Raw genomic sequence first — 25,425 nt, 5'->3', positions numbered from 1 at the left:
GTTTGTCCTGGACGCAATCTAGTTGACGATTTTATCAAATCGACTAGAATGCAAATTGACAAATGTGTCAATTCAATAAGTTCAGGCTTTGAGGCCCCCTGCTGGCGGTCCTTGAAATTTACAGGAGACAGAGATGCGATTGGTCAGTTTCGAACGACAGGGCAAGCCGGTGTTGGGCATTCGGGAAGGCGAGCAGGTCCGTGTGATCGGCGGCGAAACGCTCGAGGCACTGCTCGCGCGCGGCGTCGACCTGCTTCAGCATGCACAGGCAAACGCGAGCGATGAGTTGCTCTCCGCCGCCGACCTCAAATTGCTGCCGCCGCTGCAACGTCCTCCCAAGATCATCTGCGTCGGCCTGAACTTTGCGGACCACACCTCGGAGAGCAAGTACGAGCAGCCGGACTATCCGACGCTGTTCTTCCGCGTCCACACGAGTCTCATCGCGCACGAGCAACCCATGATCCGCCCCGCCGTCGCCGATTCCGAAGGCCTCGATTTCGAGGGCGAGATTGCGGTCGTGCTCGGCAAGGGCGGCCGCCACATCGCGAAAAACGACGCGCTGTCGCACGTGGCCGGCTACTCGGTCTTCAACGACGGTTCCGTGCGCGAATACCAGTTCAAAACACCGCAATGGACCGTCGGCAAGAATTTCGACGGCACCGGCGCCTTCGGCCCCGACCTCGTCACCGCCGACGAACTGCCGCCCGGCGTGAAAGGCCTGCTGCTCGAAACGCGTCTGAACGGCAAAGTCGTCCAGTCCGCCAGCACCGATGAAATGGTCTTCGACGTCGCGAGCCTCATCAGCATCATCAGTGAAGCCATCACGCTCGAGGCTGGTGATGTCATCGTGTCCGGCACACCGTCGGGCATCGGCTGGGCGCGCACGCCCAGGCTACTGATGAAAGCGGGCGACGTATGCGAAGTGACGGTCGAGAAAATCGGCACGCTTCGCAACGTCATTGCCGACGAAGAAGTGGCCGGATAGATGCGACCTATCCTTGCCTAAAGGCCGGCCAGAGAGCCGCCACGACCCGATAGATGGAGACACCCTCATGGTTCCCGCAGCAGCCAGCCACACTTGCGCAAGCGTCCATTCGATAGACCATTTCACTCTCAATGTGCCGTCCGTCGACGAAGCCGAACGCTTTTTCACGGCCTTCGGCTTACGGGTCACGCGGGCCGGAAGCGAGCGTCAGGAGCTGGAGCTGCGCGCGGCCGACGATCATCGCTGGGCGCGCATTGTTCCGGCGGCAAGCAAGTCGCTGGCCTATCTGAGCTTCAACTGTTTCGAGCGCGACCTTGACGCCATCCGCAAGCAGGTCGAGATGGCGGGAAGCGCCATCAAGCCTTCCGCCGATGGCGTTGCCTTCTGGTTCCACGATCCGGACGGCAATCTGATTGAGGTCAAGGCCGGCCCGAAAACCAGCCCTTCCGCGAAGACACCCTGCGTCGTCTCGGGGAGTGCCGCCGATGAACGCGGCTCCCACACGCGTTCGCAAGCGCAGGCCGTGAAGCCCCGGCGCCTGTCCCATGTCCTGCTGTTCACACCGGACGTGCAGCGCGCCGTCGAGTTCTACAAGGCAGCGCTTGGGCTGAGACTCTCCGACAAATCGGTCGACATCATCGCGTTCACGCACGCGCCGCATGGCAGCGACCACCACCTCGTCGCCTTCGCGAAGAGCAGCGCGCGAGGCTGGCATCACGCCGCGTGGGATGTGGAAAACGTCAACCAGGTTGGCCAGGGCGCGTCGCAGATGGCGAATGCGGGCTACGTGAAGGGCTGGGGTACCGGCCGCCATGTGCTTGGGTCGAACTACTTCCACTACGTGGAGGACCCATGGGGTTCGTTCTGCGAGTACTCGGCCGACATCGACTTCGTATCGGCCGGGCATGAATGGCCAGCCGGCGATTTTCCGCCGGAAGATTCGCTGTATCTCTGGGGGCCCGCGGTCCCCGGCAACTTCATTCACAACACCGAAGCGCCCGCCGACGCCGCCGGCCTCACTCCCGAAGACTAACGCCCCGCTTCACCCGGTAACGATTCGATGGCAGCCAGTTCATCTGGCGCCAGGGTGCAACTCGCTTTTTTGCAGGTGAAATCAAATGGCTGACCAGAACATTCTTGATGTCGCGATCGTGGGTTACGGCCCGGTTGGGCAGACTCTATCCATTCTGCTGGGCGAGCGCGGTTACAACGTCGCGGCATTCGACCGCTGGCCCGCACTGTATCCGCTGCCCCGTGCGGTATTTCACGATCACGAGATCCGCCGCGTGTTTCACGCCATGGGTATCGGTAAAGAGGTGGAGAACATCTCCCAGCCCTCCGCCACCTATCAATGGTTCAACGCTGCGTGGGAGACGCTGGTTGAAATCGACTGGTCGGCGGAATCCATCAGCGACGGTCCGGTCGGTTATCTCTTCAATCAACCGGCGCTCGAAGCGCTACTCGACGCGAAAGCCAGGTCGCTGCCGGGCGTGTCGGTCCAGCAGGGCTGGGAAGCGATCGACTTCCGGCAACTACCGGACTGCTGCGAAGTAACGCTTCGCAAAGGAACCATGGACAGAGGCGCCTGGGTACCCACCGGCGAGACACAGACGATACGCGCGCGCTACGTGGTCGGCGCCGATGGCGCGAACAGTTTCGTCCGTAAATCGCTGGGCGTTCCGTTCGAAGACCTCGGGTTTCAGGAGGACTGGCTGGTCATCGATCTCGAACCCAACGAAGGCGTCGTGCTCGACGTGCCGGATATCGGTCAATGGTGCAACCCCGCGCGTCCGACGACGATGGTGCCAGGCGGTCCGGGTTACCGCCGCTGGGAATTCATGCGCCTGCCCAACGAATCCATCGAGGATCTGCAGAAGCCGGAGAAAGTCTGGGAATTGCTCGCGCCATGGGTCACACCCGCGAACGCGACGTTGATTCGCCATGCCGTCTACAAGTTTCGCTCATTGATCGCGGAAAACTGGCATAGCGGCCGCGCCGTTCTCGCGGGCGATGCCGCTCACCAGATGCCCCCGTTCATGGGCCAAGGCATGTGTTCCGGCATCCGCGACGCGTGGAATCTCGCGTGGCGATTCGATTTGATTCTGAAGGGCATCGCGTCGGACGAACTGCTCGACGGGTACACGGCGGAGCGACGCCCGCAGGTGCATGCCGTCATCGACGCTTCCATTGCAATGGGTCAGGTCGTCTGTATCTCGGACCCCGAACAGGCCGCCCGCCGCGACCAGGCCTATCTATCCGGCCAGGTCCCGCCGCTGCCGCCCTTTCCCGGCCTCACCGGCGGTCTTGTCAGCGCAAGAAAGGAACTGGCCTGCGACGCGGCAGCCGGCCTGCTGAGTGTGCACGGACAGGTGATAAACGACGGTGAGCCGCTGCGGTACGACGACGCCATGCAGAACGGCTTTCACGTCATCGCCCTCGATGCCGACCCGGAGCAGTTCCTCGACGCGGCTTCGAAGACGGCGCTGGCACGGCTAGGTGGCAGCGTGATCGGCGTTACCGCGGATAAGGAAAAAACCGTTGCGGGTCGCATTCTGTTCGACGTGAGCGGCAAGTATGCGCAGTTCTTCGTGGAGCACGGCGCTCGCGCGATCATCGTCAGGCCCGACTATTACGTGTTCGGCGCGGTAGCGCAACTGGCGGAATTGCCGGCCCTCGTCGGCGAACTCGCCGCCGGGCTTTCGCTCATCGACTCACCCGCCGACGACAGGCATATCGCGCCGGTGAAAGCGGCGTAGTACCCGGAGCATTGGAGGCGGCGCCATGCCGCTTCCCGCTCGCGGCCGGAGCAGCGGAGACAGTCGGCCGACATAACTAAAGGCATCCTTAAAACTTAGGAACACCAATGAAAAAGGCGATGTTAGGTTGGGTAATTCCATTTTCAATCGCGTCCGGCGCACACGCCCAGAGCAGCGTGACTTTATTCGGACTGCTAGACGTTGGTGTCAGTTACGTATCGAACGAGCAGGGCGGACACAGCCTCAAAGCAGACGACTCCATCTGGACCCCGAGCTTGTGGGGCATCCGCGGCGTCGAGGACCTCGGCGGAGGCTACAAAACCCTGTTCGACCTCGAATCGCAATTCGCGATCAACACGGGCGCCGGCATCCCGGGGCCGAACGCCGACTTCAACCGGCAGGCTTTTGTCGGGATCGAAAAAGACGGCATGGGGCGCCTTACGTTCGGCCAGCAATACAACCTGATGGCTGATTTCCTCTTCTTTCCGCCCGCGAAGCTCGACGCTTCATTCATGTACGGCGGGCTGTACAACATGCGTCAGGGGCCGTTCAGCGCGCTAGGCATTCCGCAGAATCCGACAGGGTCGTTCGACTTTGACCAGATGGCCGGCACGTCGCGCGTATCGAACTCGGCAAAGTTCGTCTCGGCCACGTTTAGCGGCCTGCGGCTCGGCGCGCTGTACGGCTTCGGCAATACGGCGGGATCGTTCTCCTCGAACAACACGGTCGGCTTCGGCGTGGACTATGCAATCGGCAGCTTCGGCATCGGTGCCGCTTACAACGAGACCCAATATCAGGCGCTCGACAATGGCCACGACGGTATCCGCAATTTTGGCGGCGGTATCAGCCAGGCGATCGGCGACCTCTACCTGAGCGCGTTGTACACGAACACCAAGAACACGCTGACCGGCGGAATGGTTCAGGTGGTTCAGGCCGGCGGCCTCTATGCCTTTAATCCATTCTGGCGACTAGGCGCGAACTACCAGTACATGAAAGGCAACGCCGCGCTGAGCCATAACCGCGCCCAGCAGATCACTTCCGCCCTTCAGTATTCCCTGTCCAAACGCACGACCGTTTACACGGAAGGCGTATTTCAATGGACCGGCGGCGATGTCGAGGGCAGCCACAACGCGTGGATAAATGGCGCGGGCCAGTCGCGTTCCGACCATCAGTTCATTGCCCGACTCGGCCTGCAGACGATCTTCTGATGTCTTATCTCCTCCCGACCAACAAAAACAATCACCCTTTACGGAGACACAACATGGCAAATCAAGCCAATTCCTGTTGGGACACGACATACGAGTGGAAGGCTGTGCTGTTGCTTGCGCTTGGATTTGGTCTTGTCGGTATAGACCGCTTCATGATCATGCCGCTTTTCCCGGTGATGATGGCGGACCTGCATCTGGACTATCAGGACCTCGGCCACATTACCGGCGCCCTGTCGGTTGCGTGGGGGGTATCGGCGATGTTCATGGGTAACCTCTCCGACCGCATCGGTCATCGCAAGGTCATCATCCCGGCGATCGTCGTATTTTCGCTGCTCGCCGGCCTGAGTGGCCTCGCGACAGGTGTCGGAACGCTGCTCCTGATTCGTGCCGTGATGGGCTTCGCGGAAGGCGCCTATACCCCTGCCAGCATCGTTGCTACGCTGGAGGCGTCCAGGCCCACCCGTCATGGCCGCAACATCGGAATCCAGCAGATGGCACTCCCGCTCTTTGGACTCGGCCTCGCACCCATTCTGGTGACGCAGTTGTTGAAGTTCCTGCCGTGGCATTCGATCTTTGCTGTCGTCTCGATTCCCGGGCTCGTCGTCGCATTTCTGCTGTGGAAAGTGCTGCGCAACACCAGGGCTTCCGTCGCCGCGGCGCACACGGCGACGCACGACAGCGCCGCGCACAAATGGACGGACGTGTTTCGCTACCGCAACATCAGACTGAACATCGTTGGGATGCTCTGCTGGCTCACCTGCCTGGTCGTGCTGAGTGCGCTCTTTCCGAGCTACCTGATCGACTATCTGCATCTGAGCATGCAGCAGATGGGTTATGTGCTCTCCGCAATCGGCTTTGGCGGCACAGTGGGTACAGTACTCATGCCGACACTGTCCGACCGCCTTGGGCGTAAACCCGTCATGATTCTGTCGGTGATCGGCGCGGCCGTATTCCTTGTTCTGCTAAGCCGCACCGGGCCGAGTCCGACCTTGTTGTTCACGTATCTCATGCTGACGCTGCTCTTCGTGTTCAGCATGATCACGCTCACGGTCGGCCCCTTAAGCGCGGAATCCGTACCGGCGAAGCTTATGTCGACCGCGTCGGGGCTGGTGGTCGGTATCGGCGAGGTATTCGGCGGTGGTCTGGCACCGGCCATTGCCGGTTACGTGGCCAAGCACTTCGGCATCCAGTACATCATGTATCTCGGCTTCGTCGCCCTTGCCATCGGCTTCGTGGTCGTCATCAACCTGAAGGAAACGGCGCCTTCGCGGTTGCAGTCGCGAAAGCCTGTCCCGGTCCGTTGAGGATATCCGGTTGAACTCGGTGCCGCCGTTTCGTTGAATGGGATACCGCAAGCTCCCGCGACGATCAAGCTCCACGTTTTTTGATGCCTTCCCGGGCGAGCGAGAGAAACGCGTTGACCGCGCCGCCTGATTCGTCGACGCGGCTCAATAAAGTCAGATCGGCGGTCAACGAGGAAGCGTCCAGCGGCCGGTAGACGAGATCGGGAATCGCGACGTTCGCGAGCGGCTGAGGCACCAGTGCGAGTCCGAGTCCGGAGGCAGCGAGCGCGAGTACGCCAAGCGTGCTCGCCGCCCGGTGCGCGATGCGCGGTTCATGCCCTAGCTCAGCGCGCAGTGCGGGAAGCAGGCTGTCTTCCGTGTCGGGGGCGGCGTACAGGATCAACGGCTCGGTGGCCAGCAGCGGCACGCTGATACGCTTACGTTTTGCGAGCGTATGGCCGGACGGCATCGCAACGACAAAGCGCCACACGCCGGCCGTCTCGGCGACCAGCGCCGCCGACAGCGTGGCGCCGTGACCCGGTGCATAACCGATATCGAGCTGACCGCCGAGGATCGCTTCTATCTGCGCCTGCGAGGCCATTTCGTGGACCACCAGTTCGGCATCCGGATAGCTGAGATGGAAGCCGCGCAGATCGCCCATCAGTTTGCCGCTCAACACCGCGTTTCCCGCGTAGCCGACGCGCACGCGCCCGGTCTCGCCGCGCATCGCGCGCTGCACGGCTTGTTTGGCGTACTCGGCCTGGTCGAGCGCCCGGCGCGCCTCGATCTGAAATAGCCTGCCGGCCTTGGTCAACTCGACACGCCGGCTGGTGCGCGTGAGCAGTGAGCCGCCCAATTCGTCTTCGAGCGCGCGGATTTGCATGCTGAGAGCAGGCTGCACAATATGCAGCCGCTCAGCCGCGCGACCGAAATGCGCTTCTTGTGCGACCGCGAGGAAATAACGCAGCTGGCGGAGGTCCATAAGTTTTTAATCGATCAGTTTTAGTGATGAATCGGTCAAATCAATCTATTTGATTGTAGATCGATTTGGCGCGATTCTATGAGTCATCGGCGCGCAACGAGCGCGCACTACTCGAGGAACTGAATATGAACGCCCGCGTTGAAGACAGAATGCAGATCACCGACCTGATCACTGGCTGGCTGTATCGCGATCTGGGGGACTGGGACCGCTTGCGCGGGCTGTTTCACCTGGACGGTACGATCGAAGTGACGTGGTTCGAAGGCAATTTCGGCGATTTCGTCGACGGTTCGATGGCCATGGGCGCCTCGGATCTGCGAACCAAACATCTGATCGGCACACCGGTGGTCACGTTCAACGGCAGCAAGGCCATCGTCGAGACAAACGCCGTGATCGTTGCGGAGAACAGCCGGCTCGAACTGGGCGGCGTCGCGCATAACCGTTTCTACGATATGGCAGAGCAACGCGACGGTGTCTGGAAGCTGCTGCGGCGGCAAAGCGTCTACGACTTCGGTTCGTTCACGTTTCCGCTCGGCGTGGTCGACATCGACCGCGCAGTGGCAGCGAAGTATCCGCGCGAATATGCGGCGTTGGGTTATCTGCTGGAGAAGAGCGGCTTCCCGGTCAAACGCGTATTCGCGACGCGCGGAAGCCAGCTCGAGCGGGAGATGAAGGAACACGCGGCGGACTGGCTAGCGGCTTGATGTTCAGGTTGTCGATATACTCCGTAGACGTCAGTAGCCCGGGTGGCTCCATCCGCAAAAACCGCGTGGCCGCCCATTGCTTACAAGCTGTCTACGGAGACAAGTTTGAATTTGAATCGACCGTCCATCATCTGGCGGGCGATCGCCGGCTCCGGTGCAAATGGCCAGTCCGGCCGAGATTTTTTCTATCGATATGGATACCTTATCGATTGAACAGGACGTTATTCCAGACAGCGAGCGCAGCGGTATCTTTCAGCCCGAGCATGGTGAAGTTGAACTGCCCCTTGCGAATGCGATGCATCAATTCGATGCCTGAAATCGTAGTCACGGCATTCCCGAATCGTTTGAAGCCGAGCACCACGTTCGTTCTGGACTTGATGTTTCGATGGTCCTGCTCGATCAGAATGTTCAGCTACTTCGAGGACCGGATCTTCGTGTCCTCACGCAGCAGGCCATCGGCCTTCATTTCGCGCAGTGCCCGGTGTGAGGCGGCATACCCATCGAGCGTGATCGTCTCCGGCGGCTGCCCCTGATGTTTGATTGCCTTGCTGAAAAAGGCTTTGGCCGCGGCCACGTCGCGCTTCGCTCTGAGCATGAAGTCTACCGTCTGGCCGGCTCGATCTACCGCACCGTACAGATAAGCCCATTTGCCACGAACCTTCAGGTAGGTTTCGTCAACACGCCATGACCGCCCTGTGGGTATGCCAAAACGATTCCAGCGCTTGACGAACTCCGGCGTGAAGGCTTCACCCAACGCATAATCGTGGTGTGCGCCAGCGACAAACCGCGCTCGGCCATCATCTCGACCAGATCGCGCAGGCTGAGCTTGTAGCGGAGGTTCCAGCGCACGCAGAGAATGATGATCTCCCGATCAAAATGTCGCCCATCAAACAATGCCTCAAGGCCTTTGCGCTTGCTCATCACCGACCACCAGATTGTTGGGCTGAATACCTTAACCGATTCGCCTAGCCTATTTGCACCAGAACCGTCTATGGCACGTACACCCCATCGGACTTCCGCGACCGCGCCTTGGACGGCAGCCAATGAGCTAGGCTCGGCAACCAATGGCGATCGGCCACCTGACGCCTGCGGATCGGGGCGACGACAGAGCGGCGTGGCGCCGTCGCCAAAAAGAAACGCACCGCCAGTACCTAGGTTCATAGCTACTGGCGCTGGCTCGCCGAGATGTTATGTAAAGTCCGGGCCGCCAGGCCACGTCCCGTAAGGGCTCACCTTTCTCGGCACCGCCGTACAGACTCTGAATAGGACGAAATACTATATTGCATTCCTCACGATGTTAGACCGCGTGATACTCCTAGCGGCTTTTCCCGGAGCGACCATTGCAACCCGAACAGATGACGCCCGCCGAGCGGCAGGCCCTCGAAAACCTCCTGAAACACGCACAGGGCGACACTGGCCAGAGCCGACGCGTCGACGATTTCCTGCTCGCGTGGTAGAACCCCAGCGCCTGCGGCAAGTACGACATCACAACCGGCTGGGGACTCGACGAGGACTGCCGATGATTTGTGCGTGGTCTTTCGCCTCGCGACGCGGGCGAACAGCTACCCCGACACGCTGGGCTATAGCCCGCAGTTCGGTGCCGTCGTGCGCGCATGGCGACCTGAACTCATCACAGACTAAAGGAGGTTCAATGCGCCGTGCCAGTTTTGACCTCTCGCAGGCCAGCGCCGCCGTTAAGGCGGGCGGTGTGCTGTCAGCGATCCTGCGTGCCGACAAGGGCGCGTTTTACATCGAGCTTGAAACCCGCGAATCCGGCGCGGCCGAACTGGTCACATCGAACGGCCGCGAGCGGCGCTCATTCCGTGACCCCGGCCAGGCGCTGAAAGTCGCGCGCGAGCTTGGCGTACCCACCGGGCGTTTCGCGCTCGAGGAGTGGGATACGCGTGCGCCGAAGGCGAAGGCCTGGAGCCGGCCCGACCAGGCCGCGCACATGAACGCGACACACCGGCGCGCAGATGAAGCCGCCGAGTTCGAGGCCGACGTGTTGCAGGCGCTGGCCGAAGCTGACAATCCGAACGTGACCAAGATTCCGCACGCTGACGTGATGGCGCTGCTCGATGCGAAGGTCGCGCAGATCAAGAAGAAGACCAGACGCAAGGCCAGCGCATGATCGTCGTGTGGTTGCCGCGTGCCGTTGAGCAATTGCTGTGGTTCTGTCGCAGTAAGAGTGACGAGACGAAAAATTCCAATATAATCAGCATCGCTTATAACATAAGAGAGTAGAACTGCTGCGCGGCAGACAACGTGGCTTTGCCCGCACAATTCATCTGTCCTTTCCTGATCATGTGCATGACCTCGATCCCGCCAAGAATGACCTTCGCACAATGGAAGTCCTTGAGGCCAAGCATTGGCCGGGTCCGGCGTTTGATAGCCCGATGGTCATGTTCTACGATGTTGTTCAGGTATTTGACCTGTCGGACCTTGATGGGCGTTTCCCGCTCAGCGTTGACGGCTTGCAGGGCGGCCAGATTGGAGGCGCTTTTGTCGCTGGTCACCGTCTCTGGCTCGCCATTGTGGGCGATCGCCTTTTCAAAGAAGCGCCGAGCCGCAACCTTGTCCCGCCTGGCCCTGAGCAGAAAGTCGACCGTGTCGCCCGCCTTGTCCACTGCCCGATAAAGATATTTCCACTCGCCTTTGATCTTGATATAGCTCTCGTCCATTCACCAGCTTTTTCCTACCGGACGCTTGCACTTGCTGAACGTCTTTTCCAATAGCGGCAACAACTTCATTACGCCACCCTTTGCATCGGCGGTGGCGAAGCCACTGCCATGGCCATCGAGATGATTTAACGTAAGCGTCGGTCAGCCGGCGGACACTGTCGCGCCTGCAAAGGGATGTAGCGATAAATGGTGTATCGCGCTTCGCCGGTTGGACTCGCATCGGGAGCTCTGCATCTACATACTCCAAGACATGCGCGTCTTTGTGCGCGTCGTCGAAACCGGGAGCTTCACGGCGGCGGCGAACGGCATGGACACCACTCTGGCAAAACCTCACGCGCCGTTTCGGATCTGGAAGCACACTTTCGAACCCGACTGCTCAACAGGACTACACGACGCATCGCGCTAACTGAAGCTGGTGAGCGATATTACGATCATTGCATGCAGATCTGGCACTGATCGAACAGGCTGAGGCGGAGGCTGGTGACGCACATGCGCGTCCGTTTGGGAAACTGAGGGTTCGCACTCCCGTCGGGTTTGGACAGCACTACCTCATCAAGAAGATCGGCGCGTATCAAAAGCTATATCCGGAAGTGAAAGTCCGGCTGACGCTCGCCAATGGCACGCCGGATTTCATCGAAGACGGCTGCGACGTTGCAATTATCGGGGCATTGGCATTATCAGAGTCAGAGTTCATTTCACAGAAAGTCGGCAGTGCATTCAGCATTGTTTGTGCATCACGCACCTACATCAAGGCCCATGGCGTTCCGCACAAACCAGACGATCTCGAAGCGCATTCGTGCATCCACCTGAACACACCTGAATTTCCAATGAACGTGTGGACATTCGATGGGCCAAACGGAAAGGAGTCCGTTCGATTCCGGCCAGCCGTGCTGGAAGTCAATACACCGGAGGCTCTTGCCACTGGAGTACGGGAAGGACTAGGAATCGGCCTGATTCCGATCTACTCGGCAATCACCGGATTGCGCAACGGTGAACTTGCCTGGGTACTACCCGAATACAGGCCGCAGGAGATGGGTCTGTGCGCGATGTATCCATCGCGATAATACGTTGACGCGAAGATTCGCACCTGGGTGGACTATCTGAGGGATACGATGCAGGCGACACTGGCGGCTGATCAGGAGGCCGCTCGCAGATTTATTCAGCGTTGATTGACTTCACGCACGTTTCTCCTCGATCTCCCTGGATACCGGTCATTCAGCAGTGCTATTGCGGGGGAGACTCGATTGGCCGTAAAGGCACGGATTGCTGGTCGGCCAGCTTGATTGGTCGAATGGCGGTTGCACCTTCGAAGCAGCCGTTGCGGTGGCGCGATCTCGAACGGCAGTTCAGGGTCGACATGGGACTGCCGACCCGAAGAGTCGGGTAGCCGACGGGTGTCCAGCACTCTAGCTTCCAAGGCGGCTATCTTCACCCGTTTGACGGCCACCCACAGTTAGATGCCCGGTTATCCAGGCATCCCTCCACCTGTTCTTGCGCGCCGGTTACTGACGAAGTTCAGGCGAATCCTGCATCGCCGACTGCATCTTCTGAACGGCGTCGAGGGTGGCGCGCTGAGCGGCCAGTCCAAAGTTGCGCTTGAACTCGCTGAACTCGGCATGACCGGAGCCGGTTACAGCCTTCTTCGTGATGAGCTTGCCGCTCGGGTCCGTCACCGTGCATTCGAGTGTCACGGTGAAATCGGTCGGCGGCCAGGTGAGCAGGCTAGGCGAAGACGAGGTCGTCGTGATCGTCGGCGTCACGATATAGCTCAAATTCTTGGTCTGCGAGGTCGCGGCGTCGGGCGCCGAGTTCAGTTTGACGACATCCTTGAAGAGATTGCTGAGTTCGAGGTAGATCGGCAATTCGAGGTCGTGATAGGGCTTATACGCGACCTTGTCGCCGCCGCCGCCCGGAGAGACGACTTCCTTGTTGCGCTCTTCATCGGTAATGATTAGACCGACCGTCTTGTTGATCGGCGGACTCGTTTTCGAAACGAGCGCGGTGTTGTCACCGGAGATCGTGATGTCGTGTGCGCAGCCAGAAAGAAACGCGATTACGCCAGCGGCGCACGCCGCGCGCAGTACATTGCTGAGTTTCATAACAGAAGTTCCTGATTAAAGTAGCGTGTGGATTTAGCGGATGGCGCTGATGAACGCCGGATCTGAATACAGTGAGCCGAGCAGCTTTTGCACGACGAGCGGATACTGTTGAGTCGCTTTCGGCACGGCGATCGCTGCCGCGAATGACGAATCCCATTCACTGCGTGCGGTTTTCACCTGGTCGTAGCGCACAGTGCCGTCGCGCTTGACGACGAAACGCGCCGATATCGTTCCCACACCCGTGCCTACGCCGGCATCGACGTTGTTCTGCAGCAGCACGCCGCCGATCTCCACCGATGCCGACGATGAGAGCGTGCCGGCGAGTGTGAGCTCCTGCGTAACGGCGTTCGAGAGATAATCCGGGAAGGAGGTGCCAACAGGAGAGCGCATTACGTTTGCGCGCACCTGCAATGGGTAATGGTTGTCGCCGACATCCTGATTGCGAAAGTCACTAATACGCGCTTGCACAGGGGAAGCGTCCTTGAGCGTCTGGATGTTTTCGACCGATGGGGAGTAAGGCGTCGCGACGACCGAGCATGCAGCAAGCATGGTCAGTGGAGCGAGGATCGAAAGTCTTCTCGAATAGGTCATATCGTTCTGGTCGTTATGATAGTTAATGTAGGGGGTTAGTAAGCGTGGCCTGGCGCCCCCTTCGTTATATATCGGCAGCGAGTCTGGAAATTTAAGTGTCGGCTGGGGATGTTGTCGAGCGGCCGCTATCGAGCGTGAAATTTCATGAAGCGTGGATAGATGTGGTCAGTAGCCGTAAGACGTATGACGCTATGTCGTCCACGCCAGCATTCGTTCTTCTAAAAGGCGGCTGACACGCGTATAAAGTATCCCGCGCAGAGTTCATTGAACGGGCGGAGCGGATGCCGTTGTCGCGAGAGGCGCGAGACACTGATCGATTTTGTTCGCAGTGGACGGCAATCAGAACCGGTGGGCGTGGGGCTCAGTTCGGCTAGGAACGGACGACCAACACCGCCCACCAAATCGATGACAATCGACGAGGTAGGAACCGAGTTTATCGCAAGCTTGGCGTGTAATCTTGCGAATTCTTTGCACCATCGATTACTGCATGGCCGTTGTAATTAATCCATCTTTGATCGCAGTGAATTGGCTGAGATAGGCCCATGAATGCATCCTCGGGAACAGTGCATACGCGGAAAGCAACGCTTGCTGGATTGGATATATTTTCCATCCAGGCGTCGACATTTGAGCCGCTGGTATCAATCGACCCAACGACGAGGTTGCCAAGCTCGAACTCCAGCCTGAGCCACGTGTTGCCCGTCTTATCGACGCCATGATCCGATATTCGTAATATGGCGGTCTTGCGATCAGGCAGAAGGCAGGAAAACGGAGTCCGACGGAAGCGATTGACGAAGGCGCCAGCCTCGTAGACGCCTTGCGATCCCAGCGATCGCAGGTTTTCGCAGCTAACGTCTGAGCAAGCGTTCCATTCCGTAAAAGTGTCGACCGTAACTTTACCTAAAGCGGGCAGGCATTGAATCCTGATCATCTGGTAGGCTGCATCGGCTTGGGCTGCGCTGGGCAGAAAAACGGCTGCCACAATAGCCAACGCCTGCGCTACACGACTTACTCGGGGATGCAATAAGCTGATACGGACGGACACACAGCCCCCTTCTTTGGTCAATTAGACGGTATATCGACGGTGGCGCTGATGACTTTAGGATTCAATTTGCCATATCGATACGATCGCTACCCAGTGCTTCGTCGGCGGCTTGTCTTCCGGCTCACGGCGGCCATGAGCAGCCGATCGAAAGATGGGGGCGACCGACCGTTGATGCCTGTCGAGCTGCCCTTTACCGACTCTGCCCTGCTAGAAAAGTAAATTATTGACAGATTCAATCGGCAAACATACGATCACTGTCATGATCTCAACCATGCACATCCTCTGCGCATATTACGCATCGTTCATTCCAGAGCGGCGCTGTTGAGTCATGAATAGAAAACGCCGCCGACAAGGCGGCGTTTTTACATCAGTCCACCTTGCGGCATGTTCCAAGGACAGGACTATGACCCAGATTTCTCCCACGTTACCCGACGATCCGATCTCCAGATCACAAGCGCTGCGGGTTCTAACCGAGCGTGGATATATCAATCAATGCACCAATATAGAGGGTTTGAGCTCCCTGCTTAATCAGCGCAGCGCTCCGGCATATCTCGGGTTCGACGCCACGGCGGATAGTTTGCACGTAGGCCACCTGATGGCGATCATGGCGCTTAGGTGTTTGCAACAGCACGGGCATCGGCCGGTAATTCTAGTCGGCGGCGGCACCACAAGAATTGGCGATCCAAGCTTTCGTTCCGAAGCGCGCCCGATACTGACGGACGAGCAAATAGCGACCAACATCGCCGGAATTCGAAAAGCCTTTGGCCAGTTTCTCGAATTCGGCGACGGCCCCACAGATGCCATCATGTTCAACAATGCCGACTGGCTGGATTCGCTGTCCTATGTGAAGACCAGCAGCGCAGCCGCGAGGTGGGATTCGATGATCATCTGGTCAAGCCGGTCGACCATGCCGCGCTATCCCTGACTCTCGCAGCATTAAATCGCAAGGACGCCGGCGCCGACAAACCCTAGTGGACAGCAGGCATGTAAATCGAGCATTGCGAAGTGCGCTGACGGCTTCATCCGACGTCTGGGCCGCTTCCGTCAACGGCATCGGATCAAAGAAAAACACCCCCGAATCGCCTGACCAGGGGGCACCGTTTTTGTGTCTGGAGCCAAGCCTGGCATCGCGGGCTTGCACGCTGTTTCCTAACGTTGGCTGGAAACATTAAGTCACATCCCAGTTACGGACGCACCGCGATTTATGAGCTGATGGTCACCCTTGTCTTTCGTCAAAGTACTGCCATGGGGACACTAGCTTCTGGACAGGCGACTTGCGGTAGGCAAATTGCGAACCTCGCGGTGCCAGCCCGGACAAGGACATCGTCGCGCCTGGGGGCGTCCTATCGGGAACACCTCATGCTCAACAACGGGATCATTTGTTTTCATTTGCTGAATGAGGTGAGTTTATGCCTGATCCCGTCATTCCAGATATTGCACCGACGGTACCGGAACCGTCAAACGCCGACGCGGAGCCCGACCGTCCTGACGTTGGGACGCCCGAAACCGCGCGTGACCAGCCTCACCCGCCTGATGAATCGGGAGTGCTCTAGCTATGACATCCATAAGCGGGGAAACCATGTCTGCCGTTGCACAGCCCAAGATTCCCGACAAGGCGGAGCTTGAACCGGGCGCTACTTCGTCGCCACGACTTCCCGATAATGAACCCGGACCCGGACCCGGCGCGCCTGGCGGACCGCCAGATGACGAACCCGACAACGAACCCGGCCTTGAACCGGGCCGCCTCGGCGGCCCGCCTGCCAAGGCTTCGACGGAACGTGACGAACGCTGAAAAGACGCATTGTTTGTCACAAAGCTCGCGGAAGTGCCTAATGTCAATGGCAGCAGACAGGCAATCAAGTTTAGCGCTTATGAAATCCGGATCACGTGGCGGCTGTCTTCGGAAAGACCGGCGACGATAAGATGATGCAAGTCCCGGATGGCAAACGGTTTCGAGAGAATTGGCACACCCACCCGTTGTGCCCGCTCAAGTTCGTCTGCATAGCCTGTCATCAACGCCATTCTTAGCGTCGGGTACTGCGCACGCAACCGCTCCGCCAGATCGATGCCGTTCAACCGGCCCGGCATCTGGATATCCGATAGCACGAAGTCAAAGCTGACACCGGAGTCAAGCAGCGACAGCGCGCTGTCCGCGCCTGTTTCGTGGTGCACCTGCAGGTCAAGGAAGCCGAGTGCCGCCGCAAGTCCGGCGGCGACCTCCAGATTGTCCTCCACAATCAGTACCGAAGGCCGCGATGCACTGGTAGCTTCAACACTCGCGGTGGCCGCCAATACAGGGTCGTCGACCGCGTCTCGATAGCGCGGCAGATAAAGACGCACCGTCGTACCCGCTCCCCACTCACTATTCAGCCGCGCCGTGCCGCCATTTCTTTCACATGCTGCGAGCACCTGACTCAGTCCCAGGCCCACGCGCGCAACGCGCCGGCGCGTTGTGAAGAGCGGTTCAAACGCACGCCTGACGACCTCGTCAGGCATCCCCTCTCCATTGTCAGAAAGCTCGACCAGAACATAGTCGCCCGCCGGAAGATCCGGATCATCGCCGGCCATTTGCAAATTCTGGACTTGGACGACAAAGCGTCCTCCGTGAGGCATCGCATCACCTGCGTTCGTAGCGACATTGATAATCGTCAGCTTGAGTTCTGAGACATCGACGAGAACCGGCCACGGATCGGATGGGACCTCCACCGAGACCTTCACCGTGTCGGTCTCAAAAACGCGCCGGATGGCCTCTTCGACTGACGGCAACCAGCTATCGAGCCGGACAATCGCCTGCCTTGCAGGGAGTTTTCCTGTGACGCTGAGCAGCCCCCGGGCGAGAGCGCTCGCGCCTTCAACAACGCGTTCCACCGCGCCCACCTCCGCGTCTACGTCTTTGCATTCCTTGCTGCGCGCGATCGCCATGTTTGTTGAGACAGCCAGCAGCAGATTGTTGAATTCGTGTGCGACATTGCCTACCAGATTCCCGAGCGCGCCCATCCGCTGGAGACGTCTGCCTGAGGCTTCCGCTGACGCACGTCGCATCGCCTCCGCATGCCAGCTTCGCCATGCCCGCTCCTCGGCTGAAACCTGGCGAAACGAATAGAGGACAAGCAGCCAGACGGCGATACTGGGGACGCCGATCAAAATTCCTATCAACGCACAATGCTTCCACCATTGCATCCAGACGGTGGCAGGCTCATATCCGACGGCGACGTACAGCGGGTAGTCACCCACACGCCGGAACGCCGTGATGGTCGCAAGATCGTCATCGCCGGAGACGATTCTCGTCATGCCGGACGCAGGCTTGTCGCGCAACACCTCGGCAAGAACCGGTTCCGGCCGCTGCTGGCTGAGCCTGGCCTTACCAGGCGCGGGTCGACCGAAGTAACGAACCAGGGTAGCGCCATCGCGCCGATACAGGCCGACAGCGACGGGTAGTCCCTCCTCCGATAGCTCCCCGTAGAAACGCTCGAAATAGTCGAGGCGCAGCGCAACAGCAATGGCGCCGAGAAAGCGTCCGTCGGGCGTTAAACGGGCGGTGGTCATGTTGAAAACGGGCAAGCCGGAAACCGCGCCGCGCATCGGCAATGCGATATAGGGCTGCGGCGACAATGCCCGGGCGGCCTTGAAGTCCTCTCGACCTGCGATAGAAATAGGGGGAGACGGGTAGTAGCGGCTGCTCACGAGGAGCCTGCCGCCAGTCCCGAATACGGCGATTGAGGCGACCTGCGGATAGCCGCCGCCAATCCGGTCGAGCTGCTCATGCAGACTTTCTTCTTTCTCGTCAATTTGACGATCGTCCCGTGCGCCGAGCACATCGGTCACACGGGTGGACATGTCACCGTTCAGGTCCATGACTTTCAGCGCGTGCTCCTGTGCAACGCGCGCCAGGCGCGTTACTGCGCCGTTGGCAGCCGACACCCGACTGACATAGTCGCGATAGCAATATGCGCTGAAACAGACGAGTGGAACGACGATGGATGTCGCCAGCACTACCGAGAGTGCCCGCCGGCTGGTCGCGAAGTTGCGCGGGGAAGGCGGGAGGTCTGACCATTCGTCCGGGCTTCCAGACGAAGTAATTTCTTCAACCATTTTGTAACTTTTTGTTATGCGGGGAAGTCTCCGCTATTGGTCCAGATTGCCGCACACCCAAGTCCCCGCACTACTGGATGGCATGCAGCAATTTTTGGGCCTGGCGTCATTCGCCATCCTTCTCGCAGCACCATAAACCCCTTTCCAGTTCGGCGAAGCAAACATATCTTTAGGGGTAGATTTCCACCTTTCCTGAAGTTCAGCGCGCTGCTTCCTACTGCCATTAACACCAAGGACGCCAATCGTGAAACCGGGCCACAAGGATCCATTGCACGAACTTGCCGTTTATCTTGAGACCCGGCGCGGCACCGTGCTCGATCGCTGGCTGACCGAGCTCATGAAAGATCCGCTGATGACGCAGGTATCGCGGCTGCCCCGCGATGCTCTCATTGATCATCTCCCGCCAGTCTACGCCGGAATCTGTGCCGCTCTGACGCAGCGCCCCGCCAACACTATCCGGGAGCGTATTGACGCCGACGCGCGCGCGCACGGAAACACCCGCTGGGCTCAGGGATTTCAGCTCGATGAACTGTTAAAAGAGCTCGACCTGCTCCGCCGATGCCTTCAGGACGCAACGTCGGCCTATTTTGCCTCGGCTCAGGGCGTTTCGCGGCGGCTCGAGGCGCCTGCGCACCGCGCGCTGGAAGACCTGTTCAGCCTGAGCATCAATTGCGCAATCCGGCAGTTTTCCGACGAGCAGGCGGCCCGCGTGGCGGATGCAATTGCGCAACGCGATCGCGCGCTGGCGACCCAGCAGGAAAGCGAGGAGCGACTGCGTATTGCGGCAGCAGCAGCGGGCCTGGGTATCTTCGAATGGGATGTCGCCGGGCAACAGGCGGTCTGGGAAAATCCGAGGATGTTCGAAATTACTGGCCAGCGTCCTCAGGATGGTCCGCTCTCGGGCGACGAATTCAGGCGGTCCGTCGTTCATCCGGAGGATCTGGAACCCCTTTCTCAGCGGTTCAACGAAGGCAAGGTCCCGGGTCACCAGGTTCACGCAGTATTCAGGATCTTCCGCCGCAATGACCAGGAAATCCGCACGGTCGAGATGAATGGACGCTTTCGCTTTCATGACGATCTCGAACCCTACTGCTTCACAGGCACGCTCGCCGATGTAACCGGGCGCGTGCGCGCAGAGGCAGAACTCAAGGAAGCCGACCGTCGCAAGGATGTCTTTCTGGCCACGCTTGCCCATGAACTGCGCAACCCGTTGGCGCCGATCCGCAACGCGGCGCGGTTCATGGATCGTCGGCTCCAGGAACTTCCCCTGGACATGCAATGGGTTGCTCCCGTTATCGAACGTCAAAGTCAGCACCTTGCCAATCTTGTTGACGAACTTCTGGATGTCTCGCGCATTTCGACCGGCAAGATCCGTCTCAGAAAGGAAGTCATCGACCTTAAAGAGTCAGCGGAAAGGGCAGTCGAGGCAGTGCGGCTGGTTTCTGAAAGTCATCACCATCGCCTTTCGGTGCACTTTCCCGACATGCCAGTCTTCGTCAATGGCGACACGACCCGGCTCACCCAGATCATCTCGAACCTGCTTGACAACGCCGTCAAGTACACCGACGACGGAGGCGAAGTCCGTCTGCGCCTGGACATCGAGAACGGCATGGCCGTCATCACGGTGGCCGACTCAGGGGTTGGCATTCCCGCAGGCGATCTGCCGCGTATCTTTGATCTCTTCGCCCAGACGGATCCGCTGATACGAAAATCAAATGGTGGACTCGGTATAGGCCTTTCAGTCGTCCGGTCCATTGCCCGTATGCACGGCGGCAGCGCAACGGCGACCAGTGCTGGCGTGGGCAAAGGCAGCGTGTTCAGCGTGCGTTTGCCGACAGTCCCGGCGCCGGATGTGCCCTCGACATGTCTTGCAGTGCAGGAAACGAAGGCAGTACGGCAGTTGAAGATTCTCGTCGTCGACGATAACCGGGACGCCGCCGAATCGCTCGCCCTGATGCTCGGACTCGACGGTCATACCGTTCAGACCGTCCACGATGGAACCAGTGGCGTGAGCGCGGCCGTGGCCGACTCGCCAGACGTAGTATTACTCGATATCGGATTGCCAGACATGAACGGCTACGAGGTCGCTGAACAGATCCTCGCCGCGTCAGGTGACCATCCACCGGTGCTGGTCGCACTGACCGGCTTTGGGACCGAATCGGACATTGCGCGCTCGGCAGCGGGCGGATTCAGCCGGCATCTGGTCAAACCCGTGGATCCCGACCGGCTCGTTGCTATCATCGGCGACATTGCGGATTCGCTTGCGCGGGAATCGCGAGGTTCAGCGCCAGCAGATGTCCGCGCCGAGGACGAAGCAACGTCCTTCGATCCGGACCGCGGTCGCGACCGTCACGCATAGCTGGGCACCGTTCACCGCCCTCCATGGACCTTCGATCGCAATGTTTCCCGGACGCTCGATGGCTTCGCGAAAATAGTCCCGGTTATCCCAGCGTGCGCCCGGCAGAGCGCATAGCGGACTAAACTTCGGTGCGGCCGCATGGAACGCCGGTCCCTGAATGGTGTCACCGACCTGGCGACCGGTCTCATCCAGAAGGAAGCAGCCAATGCAGTCGCCAAAACCGGTCAGTGGCGCGCAACTTTCGGCCAGGGGCAGGTTGAGAAGCAGTTGCTGCTTCACCCGCTTCAATCCACGACGATAGTGCTCCGGAACAGTCAGATCAGCGCGAAGCACTCGCGCTTCATCAAAAGCGGTATCAATCAGGGCGCGCGCGCTCGCGTTCCTGATGTTTTGCGGATGCGGCCGGCCGAACAGAAAACCCTGCACGAAGTCAACATTCGCATGAACGGCCGCAACCAGTTGTTCGGCCGTTTCGATACCTTCTGCAACGACAAAAATGCCTGCCTCGTGCATCAGCCGGACGAGATTGACCAGCAACCGGTAATCATCAGGTGAAGCAGGCAGCAGTGACCTGTCCAGCTTGATCAGGTCCGGCTTGAGCCGCAGCAGACGGCAGAGATTGGAATAGCCGACGCCGAAATCGTCAAGCGCGATCAGGAAGCCCGCGCTTTTGTATGCGTCCACGTGGTCGGCCAGCTCCTCCAGCGAGCCGTCTTCCGTCTCAAGAATCTCCAGAACGATGCGGTGGGGTGCAATTCCGGCGCCGGTGGCCTGCCGCGCCAGTGAAATCGCGTATCCCGGCTGGGCGATGGTGGAAGCATAACTGTTGAGAAACAGCCATTCGTCCGGACCCAGTACGGGACCCGCGTTGGCGAGATGAGTTGCGTGACTTTTTACATCAAGCGCTATCGGATCACGCTGGCCGATGGTCCGCATGATCTCTGCCGGCAATTTCCATTGCTGGAAGCCACATGGCTCGCGCAGTAACGCTTCGAAGCCGACGGGCTTTTGACGCGCGAGATCATAAATCGCCTGGAATGCGGAGACAAAACGTTCGCCGCCAGGGCCCACAGCCACGCCTGCAACATCATCCAGCAACGAAACGGACTTCCCCACCACTATCCCCGATTGCACTGTGTGCTTCTGGACGCACGACCAAGCCCGAATTTATCGTACTGCACAGCGTCGGACATAATCAATTCCGGCGGTCCCGAAGCCGACGCATTAATACCTGTATTAACGGCATTAAGCGCCCTGAATGGGATCGGCGTTTACCCTCCGATACAGCTAAAGCCCTGAGGCAGGATCACAGCGATTGTCAAAGGCATCGGCAGTGAGCGGCAAGCGGGCGGCCCACACCGTCGGCGAGACGCTTGGCACGGCCCGTGCGGCGAAATAGCGCCATCATTCACTGGAGGTTCGCCATGAAAGCGGTCGTTTTTCACGATGTCGGAAAGATTTCCCTGGACAACGTAGCAGATCCTGAAATGCAGCAGCCGAACGATGCGATCGTCCGACTCACGGCGAGCGCGATCTGCGGTACGGACCTGCACATGATCCGTGGAACGATGGGCGGCATGGAGCCCGGCACTATCCTCGGGCACGAAGGCGTAGGCGTGATCGAAGAAGTCGGCGCCGGTGTGCGCAATCTTCGTCCCGGCGACCGCGTCCTCATTCCGTCGACGGTATCTTGCGGTTACTGCTCGTACTGTCGCAGCGGTTACACGGCTCAATGCGACGTGGCCAATCCGAACGGTCCGGGCGCTGGCACCGCGTTTTTTGGCGGCCCGAAATCTACGGGTCCTTTTCAGGGACTTCAGGCCGAATACGCCCGTACACCCTTCGCCAACGCGAGCCTCATCAGGCTACCAGACAGTATCGACGACGAGCGCGCGATCCTGATGTCAGACATTTTTCCTACAGGTTACTTCGGCGCACAACTGGCCGAGGTCTCGCGCGGCGACACGGTGGCGGTTTTTGGCGCCGGCCCGGTCGGCCAGTTCGCCATCGCGAGCGCCTTTTTGATGGGCGCGGGCCGCGTGATCGCCGTAGACCGGTTGCCAGATCGTCTCGATATGGCACGCCTGCAGGGCGCTGAGGTCGTGAACTTCGATCAGGAGGACCCGGTCGACGCGATTCTCACCCTCACCGGCGGCATCGGGGTAGATCGCGTCATTGACGCGGTGGGCGTCGACGCGCAGCATTCCGCAGCGTCGGGATCTGGCGGCCAGGGATCTGTGGCTGAACAGGAAAGTCAGGTCGTCACCCCCGAACGCAAGCCCGACGGTCAGAACTGGGTGCCGGGCGACGCACCCGCGCAGACGCTCGACTGGGGAGTCGCCGCCCTCGCGAAAGCGGGTACGCTCGGCGTGATTGGCGTGTATCCCCCCAATGACCGGATTTTTCCGATCGGCGCGGCGATGAACAAGAATCTCTCCATCCGGATGGGCAATTGCAATCACCGGTCGATCATCCCGGGGCTCGTTGAACGCGTGCGGGCCGGCTCCTTCGATCCGCTCGTCGTGCTCACCAACCGAGAGCCGATGATGGACGTGATCGCGGCCTATAAGGCCTTCGATTCGCGCCAGCCGGGATGGTTGAAGGTCAAACTGGAGCCAGGAAAATAGCCGGTAAGTGCACAGCCGGTGATCTCCACTGTTTGCGTCCGCACGTGACCCACAGGCCGGAATCGAACCGAAAGCTCAACCGTTCGTATCCGGGACAGAACAGTCTGACCAATGTGGAACCATCACCGGTCTGCGCCACGGAAGTGACGCCCGAAAAACGATACCGTGGGTGAGCCGATGGCCATCAAATTCGACCACCTGATACGGTCGCGTGGCAGATGGCCTCTCCGCGTCATCGCTGCGCGGCAGCCCTTTCAGGTGCGAAGCGCCCGCCGAGCGCGCGGCTGTTCCGAAACCGCGCAGCATCTCGGCTTTTAGTCGCTGCGAGAGCGATCGGATCGCATGGCCCGCCGTGTTGAATGGATAATCCGCCGCCGTCAGACCGACGATCCTGCACTGTCGCAGGAATTCGTCGTGCAGTGATTGCAGGCCTCGCAGACGTGTGCGCAATCGCCCATCGGTGCTGATCTGCTGCAGCAGCACGCGGCGCTGTTTCACCTGCAACAGCAACCACGCCGCAAGCGTCGGATGACGCTCGAAGAGTTGCGAGAGCGCACCGACGGCACCGCGACTGCCGCGTACGCCCCGAATCGTTACAGGACTCACCCGGACATATCTGCCAATCCGCGCGTGCTTGAGCAGTGCGCGAAAGCCGTAAAGCCGTCCGTCCGGATGCTGCGCCAAACCCCGTTCCAGCCATCGATAGAGCTGTCGCCGGTTGACGCCCGTCGCCTGTTCGATATCCCTGACGCATTCGCCCCGCGCGTAGCGCTCGATCGCCTGCATGTGCATCTGAAAGGTAAGCCGGTCCTCCACCCTGTCGAGTTCCGTGTAGGCGACAGCAGGCCACGCGGTCAGGTCAAGCAACTGAAAGTCAGGTTTGCGCCGGCTCACGTTGCCACCTCCGTAGCGACAAACTCGGTGAGCAGCGATAGCGCGTCGGTTTTCAAACCACGGGCACGCGCGCGGCCGGTGTGTAGCAAACCGAAAACTGCCGCGCGCACAACGATGGGATCACCCGTTGAGAACTCGCGCTCGATCGCGAGCAGTCGTTGCGGCTCGCGCAGGAAGCGTTCGATCGCGCGACACAAGGCCGGCGAAACCAGCCCGCGGTTCGCCACGAGGTACGGCAACATGCGCTGCCAGTTGTCGATCCACAGGCGCGACGCCGCGAGGTCCGCCGGCTGGACCAGCCTCACCGCCAGTTCGGCGTTGGCGAAATCCGCGGTTAGCTTCGCGTCCGCATCGATAATCGAATCGGACAGGATAACTAACTCTTCACGATCAACATAACGTACCCAGAACTCCGCGAGATAACGTTCCTCGCCAAACTGGACGAAACCCGGCCGTTCGCAAAAGAGGCTGATCCGGGGATCGGCTTCGAGGAGCACCCACTGCTCAAGCGGAGCGCCGGTAAAACGTCAACCGGCGATTCAGCTTTGGACTGAAGACTTCGAGGCGGTGCGCGCCTCGCGGCCGGGCAAGCGCAAGCGGTTGCCTGATGTGCAGGGATTTTTCCATAACATCAGTACCTTACGGACGGGATTCGAAGTCTAGGACGCGAATTGACGAATTTAATGCGGACTTATGCGAATTGACGACTTTATTTCGTTCGGACTGGAAATAATATTGTCAACTCGATGTCGCGTAACCTCGTGCAGCGGGGAAACTGGATTGACGGATTTAATGCGCTCTACGGCATAGGTCATCAGATAATCGACGATCACCATCATTTCGTCGATCGACGAATAACCGAGGACGTAGCCCGCATCTTGCGCCTCACCGATCGCGCGCGTCATGCCCATGCGCAGCACCGGATCGCCGAGGATGAGCGCGGCCAGATCGTCTACCGCGCTCGTGCGGGGGGAGTGGGCGGCACGCTCGCGTGCCTGCGCCAGGCACACCCGGCGCCAGCACGGCTACAAAAAGCCCGCCGAAGCGGGCTCAGCAGGCCGATCGCAGACGTTGCTTTCGCTTTACCGCGATCGCTGGAGGACAGCACGGAGCGATCGCAGGAAT

The 25,425-nt window shown here is 59.7% G+C and carries 17 protein-coding genes and 6 pseudogenes; 12 read left to right on the top strand and 11 right to left on the bottom strand.

What is annotated here, in order from left to right; all coding sequences use genetic code 11:
* The first annotated feature begins 133 nt into the window (after positions 1-133).
* From LFL96_RS35125 to LFL96_RS35105, 5 genes are all read left to right on the top strand, one after another.
* Positions 134-985, top strand: a complete 852-nt coding sequence (locus LFL96_RS35125; RefSeq protein WP_281004255.1) for a fumarylacetoacetate hydrolase family protein — start codon at positions 134-136, stop codon at positions 983-985.
* 67 nt (positions 986-1,052) lie between these two features.
* Complete coding sequence (locus LFL96_RS35120) at positions 1,053-2,018, top strand: VOC family protein (RefSeq protein WP_281004254.1); 966 nt, start codon at positions 1,053-1,055, stop codon at positions 2,016-2,018.
* An 85-nt stretch (positions 2,019-2,103) separates the two neighbouring features.
* On the top strand, positions 2,104-3,741 hold the full coding sequence (locus LFL96_RS35115) for a bifunctional 3-(3-hydroxy-phenyl)propionate/3-hydroxycinnamic acid hydroxylase (protein ID WP_281004253.1): 1,638 nt from the start codon (positions 2,104-2,106) through the stop codon (positions 3,739-3,741).
* 107 nt (positions 3,742-3,848) lie between these two features.
* The gene (locus LFL96_RS35110; RefSeq protein ID WP_281004252.1) at positions 3,849-4,949 is read left to right on the top strand and encodes a porin; all 1,101 of its coding nucleotides are present in this window, start codon (positions 3,849-3,851) and stop codon (positions 4,947-4,949) included.
* Between the two features lie 53 nt (positions 4,950-5,002).
* The gene (locus tag LFL96_RS35105) at positions 5,003-6,253 is read left to right on the top strand and encodes an MFS transporter (RefSeq protein ID WP_281004251.1); all 1,251 of its coding nucleotides are present in this window, start codon (positions 5,003-5,005) and stop codon (positions 6,251-6,253) included.
* Positions 6,254-6,317: 64 nt separating this feature from the next.
* Here the strand turns inward: LFL96_RS35105 and LFL96_RS35100 are convergent, their stop codons facing one another.
* Entirely contained in the window at positions 6,318-7,214 is an 897-nt protein-coding gene (locus LFL96_RS35100; RefSeq protein WP_281004250.1) for a LysR substrate-binding domain-containing protein, read from the bottom strand.
* 125 nt (positions 7,215-7,339) lie between these two features.
* Between LFL96_RS35100 and LFL96_RS35095 the strand changes: the two genes are divergently transcribed.
* On the top strand, positions 7,340-7,915 hold the full coding sequence (locus LFL96_RS35095) for a nuclear transport factor 2 family protein (protein ID WP_281004249.1): 576 nt from the start codon (positions 7,340-7,342) through the stop codon (positions 7,913-7,915).
* A gap of 202 nt (positions 7,916-8,117) precedes the next feature.
* Here the strand turns inward: LFL96_RS35095 and LFL96_RS35090 are convergent.
* Positions 8,118-8,836 (bottom strand): annotated as a pseudogene (locus LFL96_RS35090) (IS6 family transposase).
* Positions 8,837-9,255: 419 nt separating this feature from the next.
* On the opposite strand from LFL96_RS35090, the pseudogene LFL96_RS35085 reads away from it, so the two are divergent.
* Positions 9,256-9,556 (top strand): annotated as a pseudogene (locus LFL96_RS35085) (hypothetical protein).
* Positions 9,557-9,566: 10 nt separating this feature from the next.
* Positions 9,567-10,046, top strand: coding sequence for a hypothetical protein (locus tag LFL96_RS35080; protein WP_281004248.1), 480 nt, complete (start codon positions 9,567-9,569; stop codon positions 10,044-10,046).
* 94 nt (positions 10,047-10,140) lie between these two features.
* On the opposite strand, the pseudogene LFL96_RS35075 reads toward LFL96_RS35080, so the two are convergent.
* Positions 10,141-10,668, bottom strand: a pseudogene (locus LFL96_RS35075) (IS6 family transposase); the annotation flags it as partial.
* 160 nt (positions 10,669-10,828) lie between these two features.
* Between LFL96_RS35075 and LFL96_RS35070 the strand changes: the two are divergent.
* Positions 10,829-11,765: pseudogene (locus tag LFL96_RS35070) on the top strand (LysR family transcriptional regulator).
* A gap of 333 nt (positions 11,766-12,098) precedes the next feature.
* Here LFL96_RS35070 and LFL96_RS35065 read toward each other — a convergent pair.
* From LFL96_RS35065 to LFL96_RS35055, 3 genes are all read right to left on the bottom strand, one after another.
* Positions 12,099-12,695, bottom strand: a complete 597-nt coding sequence (locus LFL96_RS35065; protein WP_281004247.1) for a hypothetical protein — start codon at positions 12,693-12,695, stop codon at positions 12,099-12,101.
* A 33-nt stretch (positions 12,696-12,728) separates the two neighbouring features.
* Entirely contained in the window at positions 12,729-13,286 is a 558-nt protein-coding gene (locus tag LFL96_RS35060; protein ID WP_281004246.1) for a hypothetical protein, read from the bottom strand.
* A 433-nt stretch (positions 13,287-13,719) separates the two neighbouring features.
* Entirely contained in the window at positions 13,720-14,328 is a 609-nt protein-coding gene (locus LFL96_RS35055) for a hypothetical protein (protein ID WP_281004245.1), read from the bottom strand.
* A gap of 403 nt (positions 14,329-14,731) precedes the next feature.
* Between LFL96_RS35055 and tyrS the strand changes: the two genes are divergently transcribed.
* Positions 14,732-15,253 carry a tyrosine--tRNA ligase gene (gene tyrS, locus LFL96_RS35050; RefSeq protein WP_281004244.1) on the top strand — a complete coding sequence of 174 codons (522 nt, stop codon included), beginning with the start codon at positions 14,732-14,734 and terminating at the stop codon, positions 15,251-15,253.
* A gap of 944 nt (positions 15,254-16,197) precedes the next feature.
* Here tyrS and LFL96_RS35045 read toward each other — a convergent pair.
* Positions 16,198-18,420, bottom strand: a complete 2,223-nt coding sequence (locus tag LFL96_RS35045) for an ATP-binding protein (protein WP_281004243.1) — start codon at positions 18,418-18,420, stop codon at positions 16,198-16,200.
* Positions 18,421-18,664: 244 nt separating this feature from the next.
* On the opposite strand from LFL96_RS35045, the gene LFL96_RS35040 reads away from it, so the two are divergent.
* Positions 18,665-20,779 (top strand): ATP-binding protein, encoded by a 2,115-nt coding sequence (locus LFL96_RS35040; RefSeq protein ID WP_281004242.1) that lies wholly within the window; start codon positions 18,665-18,667, stop codon positions 20,777-20,779.
* On the opposite strand, the gene LFL96_RS35035 is transcribed toward LFL96_RS35040, so the two are convergent.
* Positions 20,702-21,877, bottom strand: a complete 1,176-nt coding sequence (locus LFL96_RS35035) for an EAL domain-containing protein (protein ID WP_281004241.1) — start codon at positions 21,875-21,877, stop codon at positions 20,702-20,704. The genes LFL96_RS35040 and LFL96_RS35035 overlap by 78 nt on opposite strands.
* 326 nt (positions 21,878-22,203) lie before the next feature.
* On the opposite strand from LFL96_RS35035, the gene LFL96_RS35030 reads away from it, so the two are divergent.
* A complete protein-coding gene (locus LFL96_RS35030; RefSeq protein ID WP_281004240.1) occupies positions 22,204-23,406 on the top strand; it encodes a zinc-dependent alcohol dehydrogenase in 1,203 nt (400 codons plus the stop codon).
* Positions 23,407-23,577: 171 nt separating this feature from the next.
* Here LFL96_RS35030 and LFL96_RS35025 read toward each other — a convergent pair.
* The 3 genes and pseudogenes from LFL96_RS35025 to LFL96_RS35015 form a co-directional block, all read right to left on the bottom strand.
* Positions 23,578-24,300, bottom strand: a pseudogene (locus LFL96_RS35025) (integrase); the annotation flags it as partial.
* Positions 24,297-24,797: a hypothetical protein gene (locus LFL96_RS35020; RefSeq protein ID WP_348638459.1), complete on the bottom strand. Its 501-nt coding sequence runs from the start codon at positions 24,795-24,797 to the stop codon at positions 24,297-24,299. The pseudogene LFL96_RS35025 and the gene LFL96_RS35020, both read right to left, overlap by 4 nt.
* 306 nt (positions 24,798-25,103) lie before the next feature.
* Positions 25,104-25,298: pseudogene (locus LFL96_RS35015) on the bottom strand (phosphatidylserine decarboxylase); the annotation flags it as partial.
* Positions 25,299-25,425: the final 127 nt, after the last annotated feature.

Origin of the sequence: Paraburkholderia sp. D15 (genome assembly GCF_029910215.1) — a bacterium.
Lineage (GTDB): Bacteria > Pseudomonadota > Gammaproteobacteria > Burkholderiales > Burkholderiaceae > Paraburkholderia.
This window is presented reverse-complemented; position numbering and strand designations above follow the sequence as displayed.